This window comes from Dyadobacter soli, assembly GCF_900101885.1.
GTDB lineage: Bacteria > Bacteroidota > Bacteroidia > Cytophagales > Spirosomataceae > Dyadobacter > Dyadobacter soli.
This window is the reverse complement of sequence record NZ_FNAN01000013.1, coordinates 245,358-263,982: the sequence shown is the minus strand read 5'-3', so window position 1 is coordinate 263,982 and position 18,625 is coordinate 245,358. Positions and strand designations below refer to the sequence as shown.

20 protein-coding genes are annotated in these 18,625 nt (G+C 53.0%); 3 read left to right on the top strand and 17 right to left on the bottom strand.

Annotation, left to right across the window (positions count from 1 at the left end; translation table 11 throughout):
* Positions 1 to 16 precede the first annotated feature (16 nt).
* From BLQ88_RS22535 to BLQ88_RS22485, 11 genes are all read right to left on the bottom strand, one after another.
* Positions 17 to 913, bottom strand: coding sequence for an urea transporter (locus BLQ88_RS22535; protein ID WP_090154669.1), 897 nt, complete (start codon positions 911 to 913; stop codon positions 17 to 19).
* A gap of 30 nt (positions 914 to 943) precedes the next feature.
* Entirely contained in the window at positions 944 to 1,642 is a 699-nt protein-coding gene (locus BLQ88_RS22530) for a hypothetical protein (protein ID WP_090154668.1), read from the bottom strand.
* Positions 1,639 to 2,436 (bottom strand): urease accessory protein UreD, encoded by a 798-nt coding sequence (locus tag BLQ88_RS22525; protein WP_218132946.1) that lies wholly within the window; start codon positions 2,434 to 2,436, stop codon positions 1,639 to 1,641. Before BLQ88_RS22525 ends, BLQ88_RS22530 begins: the two co-directional genes overlap by 4 nt.
* Positions 2,436 to 3,077, bottom strand: a complete 642-nt coding sequence (gene ureG / locus BLQ88_RS22520; RefSeq protein ID WP_218132945.1) for an urease accessory protein UreG — start codon at positions 3,075 to 3,077, stop codon at positions 2,436 to 2,438. The genes BLQ88_RS22525 and ureG overlap by 1 nt, the downstream gene beginning before the upstream one ends.
* A 42-nt stretch (positions 3,078 to 3,119) precedes the next feature.
* A complete protein-coding gene (locus BLQ88_RS22515) occupies positions 3,120 to 3,824 on the bottom strand; it encodes an urease accessory protein UreF (RefSeq protein WP_090154666.1) in 705 nt (234 codons plus the stop codon).
* On the bottom strand, positions 3,814 to 4,341 hold the full coding sequence (ureE, locus tag BLQ88_RS22510) for an urease accessory protein UreE (RefSeq protein WP_229212809.1): 528 nt from the start codon (positions 4,339 to 4,341) through the stop codon (positions 3,814 to 3,816). Before ureE ends, BLQ88_RS22515 begins: the two co-directional genes overlap by 11 nt.
* Entirely contained in the window at positions 4,342 to 4,983 is a 642-nt protein-coding gene (locus BLQ88_RS22505) for an outer membrane beta-barrel protein (protein ID WP_090154722.1), read from the bottom strand.
* Positions 4,984 to 5,051: 68 nt separating this feature from the next.
* Positions 5,052 to 6,773 carry an urease subunit alpha gene (gene ureC, locus BLQ88_RS22500; protein WP_090154664.1) on the bottom strand — a complete coding sequence of 574 codons (1,722 nt, stop codon included), beginning with the start codon at positions 6,771 to 6,773 and terminating at the stop codon, positions 5,052 to 5,054.
* Position 6,774: 1 nt separating this feature from the next.
* Positions 6,775 to 7,143, bottom strand: a complete 369-nt coding sequence (locus tag BLQ88_RS22495; RefSeq protein WP_090154662.1) for an urease subunit beta — start codon at positions 7,141 to 7,143, stop codon at positions 6,775 to 6,777.
* Positions 7,144 to 7,161: 18 nt separating this feature from the next.
* Positions 7,162 to 7,464, bottom strand: a complete 303-nt coding sequence (ureA, locus tag BLQ88_RS22490) for an urease subunit gamma (RefSeq protein ID WP_090154660.1) — start codon at positions 7,462 to 7,464, stop codon at positions 7,162 to 7,164.
* Between the two features lie 227 nt (positions 7,465 to 7,691).
* A complete protein-coding gene (locus BLQ88_RS22485; RefSeq protein WP_090154658.1) occupies positions 7,692 to 8,069 on the bottom strand; it encodes a hypothetical protein in 378 nt (125 codons plus the stop codon).
* Positions 8,070 to 8,268: 199 nt separating this feature from the next.
* Here BLQ88_RS22485 and BLQ88_RS22480 point away from each other — a divergent pair, with 199 nt between their 5' ends.
* Positions 8,269 to 10,626: an ABC transporter permease gene (locus tag BLQ88_RS22480; protein ID WP_090154656.1), complete on the top strand. Its 2,358-nt coding sequence runs from the start codon at positions 8,269 to 8,271 to the stop codon at positions 10,624 to 10,626.
* Here BLQ88_RS22480 and BLQ88_RS22475 read toward each other — a convergent pair.
* The gene (locus BLQ88_RS22475; RefSeq protein WP_176885070.1) at positions 10,609 to 11,505 is read right to left on the bottom strand and encodes an alpha/beta fold hydrolase; all 897 of its coding nucleotides are present in this window, start codon (positions 11,503 to 11,505) and stop codon (positions 10,609 to 10,611) included. The two genes, BLQ88_RS22480 and BLQ88_RS22475, sit on opposite strands and share 18 nt — an antisense overlap.
* A gap of 306 nt (positions 11,506 to 11,811) precedes the next feature.
* On the opposite strand from BLQ88_RS22475, the gene BLQ88_RS22470 reads away from it, so the two are divergent.
* The gene (locus tag BLQ88_RS22470; protein WP_090154721.1) at positions 11,812 to 12,399 is read left to right on the top strand and encodes a Crp/Fnr family transcriptional regulator; all 588 of its coding nucleotides are present in this window, start codon (positions 11,812 to 11,814) and stop codon (positions 12,397 to 12,399) included.
* A gap of 34 nt (positions 12,400 to 12,433) precedes the next feature.
* Here the strand turns inward: BLQ88_RS22470 and BLQ88_RS22465 are convergent, their stop codons facing one another.
* Both BLQ88_RS22465 and BLQ88_RS22460 read right to left on the bottom strand, forming a co-directional pair.
* On the bottom strand, positions 12,434 to 13,018 hold the full coding sequence (locus tag BLQ88_RS22465; RefSeq protein WP_090154652.1) for a hypothetical protein: 585 nt from the start codon (positions 13,016 to 13,018) through the stop codon (positions 12,434 to 12,436).
* Between the two features lie 94 nt (positions 13,019 to 13,112).
* The gene (locus BLQ88_RS22460; RefSeq protein ID WP_090154650.1) at positions 13,113 to 15,494 is read right to left on the bottom strand and encodes an ABC transporter permease; all 2,382 of its coding nucleotides are present in this window, start codon (positions 15,492 to 15,494) and stop codon (positions 13,113 to 13,115) included.
* A 287-nt stretch (positions 15,495 to 15,781) separates the two neighbouring features.
* Between BLQ88_RS22460 and BLQ88_RS22455 the strand changes: the two genes are divergently transcribed.
* On the top strand, positions 15,782 to 16,609 hold the full coding sequence (locus BLQ88_RS22455) for an SDR family NAD(P)-dependent oxidoreductase (protein ID WP_090154648.1): 828 nt from the start codon (positions 15,782 to 15,784) through the stop codon (positions 16,607 to 16,609).
* Here the strand turns inward: BLQ88_RS22455 and BLQ88_RS22450 are convergent.
* From BLQ88_RS22450 to BLQ88_RS22440, 3 genes are all read right to left on the bottom strand, one after another.
* On the bottom strand, positions 16,599 to 17,459 hold the full coding sequence (locus BLQ88_RS22450; RefSeq protein ID WP_090154646.1) for a hypothetical protein: 861 nt from the start codon (positions 17,457 to 17,459) through the stop codon (positions 16,599 to 16,601). The two genes, BLQ88_RS22455 and BLQ88_RS22450, sit on opposite strands and share 11 nt — an antisense overlap.
* A 122-nt stretch (positions 17,460 to 17,581) precedes the next feature.
* Positions 17,582 to 18,319 carry a 6-phosphogluconolactonase gene (locus BLQ88_RS22445; protein WP_090154643.1) on the bottom strand — a complete coding sequence of 246 codons (738 nt, stop codon included), beginning with the start codon at positions 18,317 to 18,319 and terminating at the stop codon, positions 17,582 to 17,584.
* Between the two features lie 28 nt (positions 18,320 to 18,347).
* Entirely contained in the window at positions 18,348 to 18,623 is a 276-nt protein-coding gene (locus BLQ88_RS22440) for an HPr family phosphocarrier protein (RefSeq protein WP_090154641.1), read from the bottom strand.
* Positions 18,624 to 18,625: the final 2 nt, after the last annotated feature.

Below are 18,625 nucleotides of genomic sequence, written 5' to 3'. Positions count from 1 at the left end.
ACATTGGCGCACAAGGTTAATCGTTAATCCTATACAACACTTTTTTGACAGGGAGCGTGAGCCACGTGCCCGCCACAAACGGGAATGTAAGCACACCGCCGGCTTTGGCCAGCACACTCCAATCCATTTTCAACATATAAATATCGATAAGCACGGCCAGCAGGCTGGATAGCATTACCAGCAGGCCGTCCTTGCGTTTTGTACCGGCGAATGCAATGGAACACAGCACCGCATTGAAGCTGAATAGCCCCATATGCACCTGTTTCAAAGGTTCCGCAAAGAAAAGCGCGATCCACGCCCCGAAAAGCGACCCCGCCAGGCCGTAGAGCGCCGCAACAGGGTTACCCAGGAAAACCGCGATGAAGAAGATCACACCGGCGACGAAGCTCCCCTGGAATATCACTTCCCCGAAACCATTGGTGGACGCCGTAAAATTGTTGATCTCCTCGCTCAGTACCATTGTATCCACCAGCGGATCGGCCGGGGGAATGGCGGTGAAGCTGTGCAATGCAAACACAATGGCCCAGGTAACCACGATGAACGGCAGGGTGAACACCGGAATGCCGTTTTTGATCGCCATATGCTGCAAAACGGTAGCTAATGCGGCCCCGACGATCACCGCGCCCCAGATCAGCGCGTCGGCCCGGAACATGAATGTGAGCGCCACGCCCACGAGCGTTGCGCTGAATCCGTAGAGGCCCATTGCGATTTCCCCCTCGTCGTATTTCAAAATGCGGGCAGTAAGTGTTCCCACCGCGGCCGCGAGAATGGCCGCGAAGCCCATCTTGTAATCGTCATAAAAGATCCCGGCAAGGAACAGCAGGCCTGTCCAGATGTTGTCTTGCAGCATGATCTGCCCCACGCCTTTCAGCATTTCCGAAACGAACGGCAGCTTTTTTTCTAAAATGTCCATGATCGAGGGATTTAAAGGATTTGATATAATTCACCACCCCAGAAACACCATCCCCGCCGCGCAGCAGGTAATGGCCATTCCGCCCACGGCGTGGACGTAGCGTTCCAGCTTCTCGGTCCGGATGAAGCCGTAGCCATAGCAGCCGAGGAGTACCATCGCCAGCATGGTAGCCACCGTGCAGAGCGTGAACACGACGATGAGTACCGTCACTTCGGCCATGGAACGGTTGGTACCCGAGAAAAACAGCAGCGGAATGAGCGGCTCGCTCGGGCCCATCACGAAAATGATGAACAGGATCAGCGGCGTCACCTTCACGCGCTTGTCGGGCATGACGATCTCCCCGTGCCGGTGCTCATACACGTACACGTCCTCGTCCATCACGTCGAAATGCTTGTGCGCGGGGTTCAGGTAGGCGTGGTAGAGGCCGTAGAGCAGGTAACCCAGCCCGAACAGCAGCAATGCCCAGCCCGACAGGTTGCCCCGGATGTCCTGGAACCAGGAAATCTTGTTCAGATGCCAGCCCAGAAATACGCCGACGAGCCCCAAAATCACCGAACTGAACACGTGCGCAAACCCGCAGGCGACCGTGAGCAGGACCGTTTTCGCGAGCGTCCATTGGCGTGAGCGCGAGAGGACGATAAACGGCAGGTAATGGTCCGGCCCGGAGGCGGTATGGATAATGCTGATGGAAGCGGCCGTGAGTGCGAGGACGAAGAGGGTCGAGTTCATGATGCGAGGATGTGTTGTTCTTCCCAGATGAAATTCTGAATGCGCTGGAAACAGTTATAGATCTGCTCGCCGCCGTTGCCCAGGCAACGCACTACGAAGCCGTCGTGCTGAATGCGCGAAATGCCGCATTGCATATCCTTTTCGGCATCCAGCATTTCATAAAAATGCTCGATCAGTTCTTCCACGGGCTGTTTTTGGGTATTAATGTAAATGAGCGTACCCTGGTGCGTGTAGCCTTCCAACTGCCCCAGCGAGCCCAGCTGCATTAAATCCGGCTGTAAAAGCACATTATCTTTCAGGATCAGCCGGTTGCGGTGCCGTACTTCGATGAGGTTCTGGAAATGCGTGAAACGGAACACTTCGCCGTGGTGCTTGCGGCCGCAGGTAATGATCTCGCTCATGAGCAAACTGCAATCCTCGCCCATTTCCACCCGCGTGATGCCTTTGAAGGTCGAATCGGTATGGGGCACAATGGGGTGCGGCACGTAGGAGAATGCACTGTGGTCGGCCAATGCGACCCGCATTAGTTGCGACGCCCCTCCTACCATCGTAAAAAGCCGCTGGTACGACTGCGATTGCAATTGCAGCTGGGCGTTTTCCTCCACTTGCACCATGAGGTCGTAATGGTCACCATCGAGAATTCCCGGCGACGAGCTCATCACCATCAGGTAAGCGGCATCGTCGGACATGGTTTGTCCGACGGGTACTACGCGAAACGGCGGCGATACGAACACGTCCTTCATGTAGGACTTCCCTGCCCGGTATCCGGCCGTAATGTTGAGTTTACAATCCACTATCTCACCAGGTTGGGTTCTGCAATGCTTTCCAGGAGGGCATATTTTTTGATCCAGTTGATAATGCTGTCCACCCCTTCTCCCGACCGCAGGTTGGAAAAAACAAACGGCTGGCCCTTGCGCATCCGGCGCGCATCCCGCTCCATTACTTCCAGGCTCGCGCCTACGTGCGGGGCGAGGTCGATCTTGTTGATCAGCAGCAGATCGGAGCGGGTAATGCCTGGGCCGCCTTTGCGCGGGATCTTCTCCCCTTCGGCCACATCGATCACAAAAATGGTGACGTCGGCCAGGTCGGGGCTGAATGTGGCGGAAAGGTTATCGCCGCCGCTTTCGATGAGGATAATTTCAATGTCGGGGAAGCGCTTTACCAGCTCATCCACCGCTTCGAGGTTCATGCTGGCATCCTCGCGGATGGCGGTGTGCGGGCAGCCGCCGGTTTCCACGCCTATAATTCGTTCGCGGGGCAACAGGCTGTTTTTCGCCATAAACTCGGCATCCTCTTTGGTATAAATGTCGTTGGTGATCACGGCCAGGTTATAGTCGTTCATCATCCGGCGCGAGAGGCATTCCAGCAGCGCGGTCTTGCCGGAGCCTACCGGTCCTGCCACGCCTATTTTCAAATAGGTTCTTTCAGTCATCATTTCTTTATATTTAATTGGTTATCATCCATTTGACAAAGTATCTCAGGACATATACAAGCGCGAGTAAAGGCGTTCGTGCTGCATGCACCGGATATCCAGCCCGGTATTACAAAGGCCCACCAGCGCCCGGTCGACCTGCAAGGTTTCGGCAGCGAGGGTTTGCATCAATGGCAGCAGCCCGAACATGATTTCCTGGCCGTCGAGCTGTCCGAGCGGTACGAGCTTCACGCTGTTGGTCACGAAACCGGCCGCCGCATTATAATAGAATGCCTCCATCGCCTGTTGTAGCGGGATACCCAGCAGGCTGGCAAACATCCCGAACGCAATGCAGTAATGGGCATCAGCCTCGCCATTCGCCACGGCGCTTTCAAATTGTTCCGAGATGGGGAACGTCTGCTTCCTCTTGAAAATCTTCATCAGCCGCAGCCCCAGCTTCTGGCTCGCTTCACGGATCTCCCGCGGGCTTTTCAATGCACTGCATTCCTCGTCCAGTTCGATCAGCGCGGCCAGATCGTTCGCGGCCGTCGCTTCGTAGGCGAGGCGCACGAAAGCGGCATCGTTGTATTTGAGATTGTTGCGCAGCATGTTCTCCACAAACTCCCGGGCCGTAGCGGCAGAATGCACCTGCCCGTTCTGAACGTAGGTTTCCAGGCCGTTGGAATGCACATAGCCTCCGATTGGCAGCGTAGGGTCCGAGAGGTGGAGCAGGCTGGTAAGAAATGTGTTCTGGCTATTTTTATCTTCCATTGCTACCGGACACCTGCGAGGCGAGGTTGATGATTTTGTTAAAAAGAGAGTTTTCAGAACCGCCGTGGCCGTGTGGCTCTACATTGGATTTGAGTAAATTCAAAAGCTGCCGGAACTGCTTCTCGGGCCGGTAACCGCTCGCTTCCAACCACCGGAACATCGGGTGCTCGAAAGGCATCATCACCTGGTCGTCCTCGATGAATAGCGGCAAATGCTTGTTACCGATCTCGTAGCATACCGTGCCCATTTCCAGCATATTGGCGGGCGACAACACAATGGCATCGCAGGGTTTGATATGCACCAGCACGGCTTTCGCGTCGTCCATATACAGGATATCGTCCTGCCGCAGCCGCTGGCCCTCGCGCATGAACTTGATCGCGATCTCCTGGCCGTGGGCGGTGGTTTTGCGCTGAATCCTTTTGGTACTCTCGAACCACTCGATTTCCAGCAGATCGATCGCCCGGTCGCCAAGGACCGTATCCGCGTGGTTGCCGATGATTTGGTTTACGAGGATCATTTAATGTTTCTTTTTGAAATTGAAATTTTTGGAAATGCCCGTACCGAATGTGGCGCCACTTAAACCCGCCACAAAATTGTTCGTCGAAGCACCATTGGAAGGCTTGGTCATCAGGTTCGACAACTCCCCGAACTTGAACTTCAATGCCCAGCCCTTGCCGAGCAGCACGCCGAGCATCGGGTAGGCCCGCAGGCGGTAACCGGTGAATTTCTCCCGCGCAGGTACGCCTGGCGCTTCGATCTCCTGCGATCCCCACACATAATGCGCATCCACCTGGGCGATGAGCAGGAAATACTTACCGATCATCACAGAAGGACTGTACCAGATCCCGGCCTCGTTCTGCTTCATCGAGTAGCCCGTCGCCGACTGTTTTTGCGAAGAGAATGCGTAATTGACGCCGATCAGGTCATTGTTATTGATAAAATAACCCAGACCGAGCGGAATGCCCGCGCCGGGGCTCGTGCTGAATGAGCTGGTATGGTTGCCGGGCGCATTGGTTTTGGAATAATCCAGCGAACCGTAGAGCATAAACTGTCCCTTAGGGCCATCCTCGTCCGCACGCAGGCGCTGCGCGAATGCATGCATCGCCGGAAGGATAAGTATCGCGGCGGTCAGCATCGTGGACTTTATGATTTTTTTCATAGTGAAATACGGGGCTAAACTTTCTTCCGGAAGCAATGCATCCGGAAGAAAGGAAGGGTTTAAACTCATCAGAAAAGGTAATACAGCTGCGCAAGCGGTAGTTTATCAGCAGGCTCGCAAGTCACATGCTCGCCATCGACGGTCACCTTGTAGTTCTCGGGGTTCACCTCGATCACAGGTGTCTTGTCGTTGTGGATCAGGTCCTTCTTGCCGATGTTGCGGCAACCGATTACCGGCAAACAGGTTTTACCCAACTCGTAGGAAGCAATGGCACCATTGTCCAGCGATACCTGCGAGACGAAATTGAAGCAGGTCGTGAGCTTGGCCTTGCCGTGCGCACCGAACATATTGCGGTAAATCACCGGCTGTGGCGTCGGGATAGACGCATTCGGGTCGCCCATTTTGGCAGCGATCACAAAGCCGCCTTTCACGATCATTTCCGGCTTAGCACCGAACAATGCAGGTTTCCAGATCACCAGGTCGGCGATTTTACCCGACTCGATCGAGCCTACATACTGCGAAATACCGTGCGCGATGGCGGGATTAATCGTGTATTTGGCCACGTATCTTTTGGCGCGGTAGTTGTCGTTGTCGTGGCCTTTGTCCTCGTCGAGTTCGCCTCTTTGGGCGCGCATCTTGCTGGCTGTCTGCCAGGTGCGGGTTACCACCTCTCCTACCCGGCCCATCGCCTGGGAATCGGAGCTCATGATACTGAATACGCCCATATCGTGCAGAATATCCTCTGCCGCAATGGTTTCGGGACGAATGCGGGAGTCCGCAAAAGCGACGTCCTCCTTGATATCCTTGCTCAAATGGTGGCAAACCATGAGCATATCGAGGTGTTCGTCGATGGTGTTTTTGGTGTAAGGCCGCGTCGGGTTGGTGGATGCGGGCAGTACATTCGGGTACATCGATGCCTTGATAATGTCCGGCGCGTGTCCGCCGCCTGCGCCTTCGGTGTGGAAGGTGTGGATCACACGGCCGTTGATCGCCGCCATGGTATCTTCCAAAAACCCGGCTTCGTTGAGCGTATCGGTATGTATTGCCACCTGCACGTCGTATTTATCGGCCATTTGGAGCGATGCGTCGATCACCGCAGGCGTAGCGCCCCAGTCCTCGTGGATTTTCAAACCCAATACACCCGCTTCGATCTGCTCGGCCAATGTATCCAGCGAAGCCGAATTACCTTTCCCGAAATAACCCAGGTTCATCGGGTATTCGTCCGAGGCTTCCAGCATTTTACGGATATTCCACGCGCCAGGAGTCACCGTAGTGGCATTGGTACCGTCATTCGGGCCGGTACCGCCGCCGATCATCGTGGTAATGCCATTGTACAGCGCCGTTTCGATCTGCTGCGGGCTGATGAAGTGAATATGCGTATCGATACCGCCAGCCGTTACAATGTACCCATTGCCGCCATGCACCTCGGTAGACGCGCCAATGATGAGGTTCGGGTCGACGCCGTCCATGATGTCGGGGTTACCCGCCTTGCCGATACCGACGATCTTGCCGTCCTTGATACCGATATCCGCCTTCACAATACCCCAGTGGTCGATGATGATCGCGCCGGTAATGCACAGGTCGAGCACGCCCTCGCTGCGCAATGCGGTAGCGGATTGTCCCATCCCGTCGCGCACGGTTTTGCCCCCGCCGAATTTCACCTCGTCGCCATACACGGCATAATCCTTTTCAATTTCGATAATGAGGTCGGTATCCCCGAGGCGAACTTTATCCCCGGCCGTCGGCCCGAGCAGGTTCGCATATTTTTCTCTGCTAACTATGAGGCTCATCTTAGTTGGTTTTAAAGTTTAACGATTCGGCTTTTTGCACCGCAGCGGCTTTGCTGCTCTCGGAAGTAGTGTCGCCGTTCACGAGGCTATTGATCCCGATCACGCGGCGGGCGCCGCCAAGCGCCACCAGTTCCACCGGCTTGCCCTCGCCCGGCTCGAAGCGGATGGCCGTGCCGGCAGGAATATTCAGCCGCATCCCGAATGCGCTGGCACGGTCGAACGCCATGGCCTTGTTTACTTCAAAAAAATGGAAATGCGATCCCACCTGTATCGGGCGGTCGCCCGTGTTGGTCACTTCGAGCTGAATGGTGGGCCGTCCCTCATTGCAGACGATCTCCCCTTTTTTTACAAAAATTTCTCCTGGTATCATCGTGGTTGGGTTTAAGGATTAGCGGATAGGATCGTGAACGGTGACCAGTTTGGTCCCGTCGGGGAACGTCGCCTCGATCTGGATGTCGTGGATCATTTCCGGCACGCCGGGCATTACGTCGTCCCGTGTGAGCACGCTCGCTCCTGCCTGCATGAGGTCGGCCACGGAACGGCCGTCGCGCGCGCCCTCCATAATGTAGCTGCTGATGAGCGCGATCGTCTCGGGGTAGTTCAGTTTCACCCCTCTGGCTTTGCGTTTGAGCGCAAGCTCTCCCGCCAGATGAAGCATCAGCTTCTCTGTTTCCCTTGGTGTTAAATGCATGTTTTGAAATGATTATGGTTGGTGGAAATTCGGATTAAGAAGCATAGCAATGCCGCCGATCGGGACTGTCGGAAAATGGAATCGGCGGACAGCGGTTTCCTGTAACGCTGATGTATATACTGCATAGCCATAGCAGCCCCTTGCGCGCAAAGGCGCGGGATTGAAATACACCTGAAAAAACGGTTACAATGCGCCCACGAAAAGGACACGGCCGGAAGCCGGCGGTACTACGAACGGTGGAAAGGAATAATGAGGCAGTGGTACAGGATGTACCGGGGAATAGCGGACAAACCAGCCGGAGAATGGTCGGTTTGCGCTGAACGGCCTTGCGGCCAAAGCAGTTTGAGGAAATCGTAAATCTCGGAGAAAGAATGCAGTAAGCTGGCAAATCCCTGGTTGCCGGCATCTTCGGCAACAATGTCGGAGGCCTTTTCCTGGGTTTCTACCAAAGCAAAATCGTGGTAAAGATTTTCCTTTACCTCGGATGCTGCTACTTGTGACTGCTGTAACCCATCGGAGCTGGTAACACGCGCGGCGTGACTCTTTTGATGGGTGATGGGTAGTATTACAAGAAGCAAACCTATTAAGATCCGGACGATTCCCATCTGTGTGTTTGCTTAAATACTGATCAATTGCGATGGTAAAAGTACGGTATGGGTGAGTTTACAGTTTGCACTAATCCTGACATTATTAGCACAAATCTGGAATTTGGCCTTGATAAGCGGTTACAATTTTGTCAACACTTTTGATCGGAACGACGTATAAGGCGATAATGCTGAACACTAAAACAATTCCGTGACGACAATGCTGAAAAACTATCTCAAAATTGCAATCAGAAACCTCTGGCGCAGAAAGTTTTACGCCGCCATAAATATCGGCGGACTGGCGATCGGGCTGGCGGTTTGCCTGACGATCGTTTTTTATGTAAAACACGAGTTCAGCTACGACCGCCATCACGACAAATCGGACAGAATTGTACGCATTACCTCCAAATTCGAGACGCCCGACAAGCCGATGCTGATGGCCAACACACCGGTGTTGCTGGCTTCTTACCTGAATAAAGATTACCCCGAGATTGAAAAGACGGCCCGCCTGCAAATTGCGCAGGCGACTGTGAGACATCAGCAGCGAATACAAAATGAGCAAGATGTCTACTTCTCCGAACAACCGGTTTTTGATGTATTCACTTTCACTTTTCTGGAAGGATACCCGGGGAATGCATTGCGCAAACCTAACACCGCCGTCGTTACCCGGACATTTGCCCTGAAATATTTCGGAGATTCCCCGGCATTGGGACGGGCTATCGAGATCAATCAAACGCATTATCAAATTACGGGCGTAGTGGCAGATCTCCCTTCTAACTCGGACTTGAAAATTTCCGTTATGCTCTCGCGCGACTTTTCAGGTGCCAAAGATTGGCTTAGCGACGATTTCCCGGTTTACACTTTCGCACTTTTCAAACAAAACCCTGATTTAAAGCTATTTGACCAAAAACTTCGGTCACTGAGCCAGCGGTACATTCAACCGGAACTTAAAGCGCAGGGTGCGGACGGTTACGGGCTTATTTTCCAGACCGAGCCGCTGAAAGACGTCCATTACAGTGCCGGCAAGATGGGCGACACGCCGAAGGGCAACAAGCAATATGGCTACCTGTTTTCGTTCCTGGCGTTGTTCGTGCTCATCATTGCCGTTTTGAACTACATTAACCTGCTCACGGCAACGGCCATGGAAAGATCGCGGGAAGTAGGCATCCGGAAGGCCAATGGCGCACGGCGTGGCCAGCTTGTTTCACAATTCCTCTTCGAATTTCTGATCATCACCGCCATGTCCGTGCTGATCGGCGCAGCTCTCCTCAAACTGTCTGTCCCGTTTTTAAACAGCCTGCTTCAAATTAACCTGACCGTCGAATGGAGCAGTATTATGGTTGCCGGAGCGCTCAGCCTGCTAACAATTACGCTTCTCGCGGGCGTCTATCCGTCATTTATATTGTCGTCTTTCAAGCCTGTGAAAGCTTTAAAGGGCACATTGACGGCCGACGGGCATTCTGCATGGCTCAGAAAAGGGATCACGCTTTTTCAGTTTTCCATCGCCGTCGCGATGGTTTTCGGGGTATTGGTGATCCGCCAGCAAATGAAATTCCTCCGAAACCACAACCCGGGTTTCGACAGGGAACAGGTACTGGCCATTTCCGCTCCCGACGATTCGGCCGGCCGGTCGAAAATGAATGCTTTCGGGGCGATGCTTCGTCAGCAGAGCTACGTGAAGCGGGTTACGGTAGGTTCGAACGTCATGTCGGTGGACGAGACCTATCCTGCGGGGACGACCATTTTCAAAGCGAATGGCAGAAAAAAAGAAGTCATATGCAACTACTTTTTCATTGACGAGCATTTTCTCCCAATACTGAATATCAAATTGTTGCAGGGAAGAAACCTGTCATCCGGCCGGGCTTCGGACCGGAATGGAGGCTTCATTGTGAACGAGGCATTTGTAAAAATGTCGGGCTGGAAAAACCCGGTTGGGCAACCGATAGATGGCTTCTTTCACAAAGGAGAAGTGATTGGTGTCGTTAAAGATTTCAATTACCGGTCGCTGCACAATGCGATAGAACCGCTGGTGATGGTTTACAATACTGCTCCTCCTGCGTCCCTGATGGTCAAAACCAAGCCGGACAACCTGGCTGCGATCGAGCGTTCCTGGAAAAGCTATTATCCCGATTTCCCATTCGAATACCGGTTCCTCGACAGCACTTTTGAAGCACAATACCGGAAAGACAGCATTATGATGATGCTATTCAACATTTTCGCATTCCTGACCGTCTTCGTATCCTGCCTGGGCTTACTGAGCCTCGTCACCTTCTCGACCAGCCTGCGAGTCAAGGAAATCGGCATCAGAAAAGTACTTGGCGCCTCGGTATCGGGCATTGTCACACTGCTGACCAGAGAATACCTGCTCATCGTCATGCTGGCGATCCTGCTCGCAAGCCCGCTTGCATTCTATGTCATGACCCGCTGGCTGCAAAGTTTCGCCTATCACATTGAAATCAACTGGTGGTTATGCGTGCTGGCCGGGCTCATCGCACTCGGCATCGCCGTCCTGACGGTCAGCTTTCAAAGCATTAAAGCGGCGCTGGCCAACCCGGTCAAATCACTGCAATCGGAGTGAATCGTCCACAAAATCCCGTATTAGCCTCAACACCACATCAAAGTGCGTGTCCAGCACGTCGTGGCCGCCGTCTAAAATGTGGACTTGGGCATTGGGGAGGTCGCGCTGGTAGCATGGTACCTCCTCGACTGAAAAGAATATCTCATATTTGCCCCAAATGACCAGGGCTGGCGGCTGGTAGTCACGGAAATAGGCCTGGTAGGCAGGGAACATTTCGAAATGTGTTTTGAAATCACAATTCAATTCGAACTGCTTTTCAATGTTGCCGGGCCTTTTCAAAAACGCCCAGTCGAGCATCCATAATTCCGGGCTGACCCTGGGTAATATTTCCTCCGGAAGCCCGCCAAAATACTGGTTTTTAATACCTTCCGCGCTGAGAAACGCCATGAGCTCCTTCTTTTTTCCGGGAGTCGGGTTGTACCAGTATTTAATGTACTCGTCCCATTCCGGCCCCATACCCTCGCGATGCGCATTGCCGCTTTGCACGATGATACCCGCAATTTTGGCCGGATGGTTCAGGCATATCTGCAGCCCGATCGGCGCGCCGTAATCGTGAAGATAAATGAAGAACTTGTCGAGATTGATGGCTTCGGTGAACTTGTTGATCAAAGCCGCAATATTTCCAAAAGTATAGGCAAAATGATCCGGTATCGGAAATTGACTGAAACCAAACCCCGGATAATCGGGAGCCACCAGGTGATAATGATCGGACATGGCGATCATCAAATTTTTGAAAGCGATCGAGGATGTCGGGAAGCCATGTAACAGCAGCAGGGACGGATTGGCCGCATCACCCGCTTCCCGGTAAAAAACCGCTATTCCGTCTATGGTAATCGTTCTGTTGTGGATCTGCTTGACATATTGTTTCGTTTCGTTCAACAATCAGCATGCGAGTCGGTAATGCAGGCTGTAACAGACCGTGAAAACAATGATCAGGTAGAATTTGTTCGAAGACCGGAAGTTGACATTGGGCAATTAATCCCCGATCTTCCAAATCCATATTATTCCTGTAACCCATGAGAAAGATCCTCCAAGGCTACGCCATCAGGTTTGTTTATCAATACCTACAAACACATCGGAACCCTGAAAAAATAGGGCCTGTTGCTTTGATTGAAATCCTGCATTGCCGGAATTTTAACCAAAGTGAAAAATGAGTTGAACGGCTTGGCCGACATTTGCGCTATTATGTCAGAAAAAAACGAAATCATCGCAAGGCGTTTGAGACAATTCGATGCCTTGACGGATAAGGATATTGCTGAAAGTCAGCCATTCTGGAAACCCAGAACGATCAGGAAAGGCGATTTTTTTAATATGCAAAGCATGGTTTGCAACGACCTCGGCCTGGTCGTAAAAGGGATTTTCAGGATATATTACCGCGATCCGCAGACGGACAGGGACAAAAACCTCTTCTTCTTTTCGGAAAACCAGTTCGTGGTTTCGTTCAGAAGCTTCATTTCCCGCAATCCCTGCTGGTATTTCATAGAGGCCATGGAGGATTCGGAAATTGTATTTATTTCCTACAAAGATCTCAATGGTCTCTATGAAACGAACCCGAACTGGGGCAAATTCGGCCGGCTGCTCGCGGAACTGTTTTTTTCCTATGCGCAGACCCGTGCGGAAGAATTTATGTTCTTTTCCCACGAAGAACGTTACCTGAGGCTGCTGGAAGAACATCCCAACATCGTGGAGCGCATTCCGGCATACCACATTTCATCTTACCTGGGTATCACCAACCCGTCGCTGAGCCGCATCCGGAAACGCGTCAAAAAGTGACGATGGATACGGGCGAAACCTGGCCGGTCAAAGCTCAGTCTGCGCTGACGTGCGAAGCGGTTTTATTTAACCTGAATGCCGAAAGCAGGTAATAGAATGCCCCGAATGCCGCATAACCTGCCAGGCTGGTGATTCCCATCGTGGGATCGTGGGCAAGCGCGATGAACGAACCGCCGCCGGCAACCGACTGCGCCCCGCTGATGATCATAGGCCACTGCCCGCCGAGTGATTTCCTGCGTCGCAGGCCGAGGATCAGCTGGATGAGCCCGGTCAGGATTGCCCAGAAACCGAATACGATCAATGCCTCCGGAATGCCCCGCTGCAATGCGATACCGACAGCGACGGTAGTAATGGCGCTGATTGCGGCATTGACATACTGAGGTAGCTTTGAGACGCTGCCGCGGTTAGCGCGGATATCCAGTAATGTACCGGCAACGTCCCACGCCGGATAAATGATCAGCAGGAAAGTGGCGATATTCTCCGATGTTTTGGCAAAAAGGACAACGAGAACCACCCAGCTCACCGAAAAGGCCGCACGGATAAAATACAGGTTGCGCAAGGATCTGGCAATGCTAACAGGCTGGCTGTGTGTTGCCTGAGAAAATGATGGAGCTGACATAAATCTGATTTTTAGAAGTTTTGTTGCTCCAAAATTGCCCGTTCGGATTAAGTTATTTTTTCACCTAAGTTAAAATGCGACCCTATTTTTTCTCCTATTCGCCGCGCAGGCTCTTCACGGGGTTGATCAATGCGACCCTAATAGCCTGGAAGCCCACGGTAAGCAGCGTGATAAGCAGCGCGCCGACGATTCCCATGGCAAAAATCCACCACGAGAGCTCCATCCGGTAAGCATAGTTTTCGAGCCAGCCGCTTAATGCATAATAAGAAAGCTGAACGGCGAATACGGACGCAATGGCGACAAGTACAATAAAGTCCCTCGTCAGCAGGCCCCACACACTCGCTATCGAGGCGCCCAGTACTTTGCGAATGCCTATTTCCTTCCGGCGCTGCTCGGCCAGGAATGATACCAGGCCGAAAAGTCCCAGGCAACTGATCGATATGGCAAGCGTGGTGAAAATGGAGGCCAGCTGGCCGATACGCTCTTCGGCGCGGAACTTGCGGTCGTATTCGTCGTCGGCAAATTTATATTCGAACGGGCTCCCCGGGTTGTGTTTTTTGAATATGGGTTCGATGGCGGAGAGCGCCTGTTTTACATTCTTTTCGCGGTTCAGTTTTACGTAAATGATGTCGGCCCATTCCGGTTTGAGCATATAAATGGTGGGTAGGACAGGCGTAAACGGCGAGCCGGTAATGACGTCCCTGATGACCCCGATAACCGTGTATTGCAGGCCGTTCCATTGGATGCTCATTCCTACCGGCTTGGCGATACCCATAAATCGTACCGCACTTTCGTTGAGGACGATACCGAGCGAGTCGGTGGCGAAGCTGCGGGAAAAATCGCGCCCCTGCGCAAATTTCCAGCCTACCGTAGCCCCATAATCGTGTGTAATGCCTACCGTGCCGAAGTCGCCCACCTGATCGGGGTCTTTGCCCGGCCAGCTGAAACTGGCGTCGCTGCTCCATACGTCGTCGACGGGCGAGGAAGTTTCCGAAACCCGCGCCACCGCGCCCGTTTGCAGCAGATCGTGCCGTACCACTTCGTAATGCCCCCGCAGCTCCTGGGTATTCAGCGGAATAGAAACCAGCCCCGACCGTTCGAAGCCTGTCGGACGGTCTTTGGCATATTGTATCTGCCGGAGTACGACGAGCGTGCCGATGATGAATGTGATGGAGATCGTAAACTGCACCACCACGAGCACCTGCCGGGGCAACACAGCCGCTTTCCCCGACTGCACAGCGCCTTTAAGCACTTTTACCGGATTGAATCTCGACAAAAACAATGCAGGATAGCTGCCCGCAAAGACGCCGGTGAGCAATGTAAAAGCCAATGCAACCGCCCAGCCCAGCGTGCTATTCCACGGAAATACGATCTGTTTGTCGGCAACCGCGTTGAACACCGGCAGTAGTAAACTTGCGATGATCAATGCCGAAAGGAATGCAGCTATCGCCATCAGTACCGATTCGAGAAGGAATTGCGAAACAAGCTGCCCGCGCCCCGAACCGACCGCCTTGCGAATGCCTACTTCCCTGGCCCGCCCTTCCGACCGGGCCGTGGACAGGTTCATGAAATTGATACAAGCCAGCAGCAATACAAACGCGCCGATCATACCAAACAGCCACACAAACTGAATGCGGCCGCGAACCGGGATACCATTTTTCCACTCCGAATACAGGTGCCAGCGGCTCATCGGATTCAAAAACATCCGTGGATTGAAACGGGCTTCTTCCTTCGCATGCCGCGCCTTAGTGCCTTCGATTTTGGCAGAGATTTTTTCAAAACTGTTACCCGGCGTAATTGCTGCAAACAATTGAAAAGAATTGTTTCCCCAATTTGTTTCGGAGCGCTGCACCCAGGGTGTATTTTCCCGGAAAAACTTCCAGGGAAGCAAATAAGAAACGTCGCAGAATTCGGTATTATAAGGAAAATCTTCATACACACCGGTAACTTTGAAAAGGTGTTTGTTATCGATTTTGATAACCTTATCGATCGGCTCGGAATTACCAAACAATGCTTTTGCAACAGATTCGGAAAGTAACACAGACGTAGGATCGTCCAGGTTTTTGGCCGTTCCCCGAAGCATTTTAACGGACATCATCGCTGGAAAATCCGCCTCGACGCAATTGCCCTTTTTCGTAAATTGATTGCCCCCGTATGCCAGGATACGATCTTCTGTCCATGACGACAATGCAATATGACTGAACTCATTGCCAAACTCGCTCGCCAGCGCATCCCGCATCGGAAGCGGCGTGGCGGTGCCTGTAAATGTCTCCCCATTCGCAGTCTGGTGCTGCATCACGCGCGCGATGCGATCGTAATGCCGATGGTATTTATTAAATGACAGTTCATCCCATAACCACAAACCAATCAATATCGCTGTTGCCATTCCAATGGAAAGGCCAATCATATTAACCGCTGAAAAAAGAGAATTCTTAGTCAGGTTACGCCACGCGATTTTCAGGTAGTTTTTGATCATTATCAGGCTGGTTAGGAAGCGATGAATTTAAAATACACCAGCAAATACCAGTCCCGCGCAAGTATACTTCGAAATACTACCGAATTGCGCTATACGAACCTATTTGAAAACTTTTATGTGTTCAGAAACGAACGGCAGAGTGTTCAGAGGCGAACAGGTTTGCGAATCCGGTTACATGCGGCCTGCATTGTTTTTGGCCCGATTCCCCCTTTTTAATGTCGGCTGTTCCCCTCTTTTTATTGATAATCAGAAGCTAAGTTTGCAATATCACAAAATGCACTAACGCCATGCTTCTACAAAACAAAACCGCGGTCATTTACGGAGCCGGAGGCTCACTGGGAGCCGCCGTAGCCAAAGCTTTTTCAGCCGCCGGGGCAAATCTTCTTCTGTCGGGCATTCATCTGGAACCCGTCGAGGCAACTGCCGGAGCAATCCGTCAGGCGGGCGGAAAAGTGCAAGTCGATCAGGTAGATGCGCTGGATGAAAAAGCAGTCAATGACTACCTTTCGTCGGTATACAAACAAACGGGCGCTATCGACATCTCTTTCTGCGCGATTGGCCTGAAAGACACCCAGGATATTCCGCTGGTAGAGATGAAATTGGAGGATTTCGTGCGCCCGATCCAGATAGCCATGCAATCGCAATTCATCACCGGCACCGCCGCGGGACGGATCATGCGTGGGCAAAAGAGCGGCGTAATCCTCGCATTGACGGCCACTCCGGGCGGCATCGGTTATCCGGGCACCGGCGGGTTTGGCGTTGCCTGCTGCGCTATTGAAAGTTTTACCCGAAACCTCGCCTCGGAATTGGGCCCGCACGGCATCCGCGTGGTGACGATCCGCTCGGGCGGCTCACCGGACTCCCGCGTATTCGTGGAGGCCATCGCAACCCTGGACAAGCAGACCGGCGAACAGATATTGGGCGGCCTGAGAAATGATTCCATGCTCAAAAGGCTCCCGGCAATGCACGACATCGCCAATACAGCCGTATTTGCCGCCAGCGATCTCGCTACCCTTATTACCGGCACGGTCATCGACGTCACCGGCGGCGCCACAACTGCATTGAATTACAAAACAACCGAGGAAAGATCCAGCATTCCGCCCTTCAATACTTAAAACTTACCTCCGACTCATTGCCGGCCTGCGAAAATTCAGGATACCGGACGGTAACCTTCATTTTTTGAAGCTTTTTGTCCGCAATCTCAAACTGCTGCGTCGTAATGCGCTCGGTTTTGAAAGTGCCGTCTTTTCCAGGGATTTCGTAGGTGATTTGCAGCGGCAGCCGGCCTTTCATCGCCTTGAGAACGGGGAAATTGTAAACGGCGTAATCCGGGTTACTGAAATCCTCGATAAACAGCCAGCGGTCGCCGTCGAAAGCCGGGGAATAACCTTTGATATTCGTGATCGTCTGATAACCATCCGACTGCTCCGTGCGTACGCGCGTGAGTTCGCCCGCCTTATCGTACTCATAATGATTGACGATGTCCATTCTCGTACCGGCGGGCGTGATCTGGTAGCGTTCCAGCTTCTGCACCACGCCCGCATCGTCGTACAGGAACACGAGTTTCTGCGCATTATCATATGGCCCGGCGTGCTTCTTCACGTTCAGGATCGTTTTCAGCCTGCCCTTCTCGTCATACCCGTAAATCCGCTTCGCTAACGAGCCCGCCACATCGATTTCCGCTAATGTTTTATCATCATACCGATGCGTTTTGAGCTCGGTCTTGCCGTTGGCAGCCTGGTACTTGACGTGGTCGAGGCTGCTGTCGGCACGGTAACTCACGGCGGCCCGGTAATCGTAGTTTTCCCAATAGATTTCCCGGATCAGGTGGCCGGCCGATGTTCCGGTTTCGTCGGGCACGGGCTCTGGTTCGGGCTCGGGCGTTTTGTCTTTGGAACAGGCGGTCAGGAAAAGAAGGGCGGCCCACAAAATGGTTGCAAGCGCGCGTTCGTGCACGGTTTTCATGGCTGGTAAAATTGGGTGGAAATACGAACGAACGGGATGCGCGGCAAATGCACCGGCAAGTTTATCGCATTCCCCCGGATGTGCCAACTCCCGGCGACAGACGGCACGTTTTCAACGACCGATTACACCCTGCCCGCGATCAGCGCCCCGGCGTCGGCATCGAGTAAAATCTCGCAGTTGGGGTGCATCTGAACAATGGAAGCGGGAATATCAGTGGTAACCGGCCCCAGAATGGCCTTTTCAACCATTTCCGCTTTGCGCGGGCCTTTGGCGATCAGGATCAGCTTGCGGGTATGCATGATGTTTTTGATCCCGCGCGTGAGCCCGCCCAGGATGGTTTCCGCGGGCACCTGCGTCTCCCTACGTACGCGTGCTTCAAAATCGGGGTCCATCGGCGACACCCAGGTCTCGCTCTCGAAAGGCGTGCCGGGCTGGTTGATGCCGATGTGCCCGTTCATCCCCAACCCCAGCATTTGCAGATCGGCGCCTCCCCTTTCGGTGAGTTGTTGTTCAAAAAGCCGCGCCTCGCGTTCGAAATCGTTGGACATCGTGGGCGGCATGATAAAGTTCTCCGGCGGAATGCCCAACGGCCCGGCGATCTGGTTCAGGATCATCGTATAGCAGCTTCCCGCATACGCGCGCGGCAGGTTCGTCAGCTCATCGACGTTGAAAAGGGTAATGCGCGACACATCGAATGGATACTGCCGGTAAACGTCCGAAACGATCGCATGCATATCGATCGTCGTTTGGCCGGTAGAGAGCCCGATCACCGCGTCGGGCTTTTCCAGCATCTGGGCGATGATCCGCCAGGCTGCGGTAACATTGAACTCGTGTTCGCTCTTGCAAATGGTAATTTTCATAGTAATGGTCAGGTGTGGTCAAGTATGGTCAGGTATGGTCAGGTGTGGTCAGGTGTTCCGTGAAAAATACGTCGATGGCCGAAGCCGCTTCTTCCTCGTCTTCGCCGTCGATCAGGACCGACACCTGGTCGCCGCCCTTGGTGGATAATGCCAGGATATTAAGCATACTGTTCAGCTGGATCGTTTTCTCGCCCTTTTGAAGGCTGATACCGGACTTAAATTTTTTTACCAGCCTTACGAGCGCTGTGGCAGGCCTTGCGTGAATGCCTTCCGGCGCAAGGATCGTGTAGTCTTTGGAAATCATAT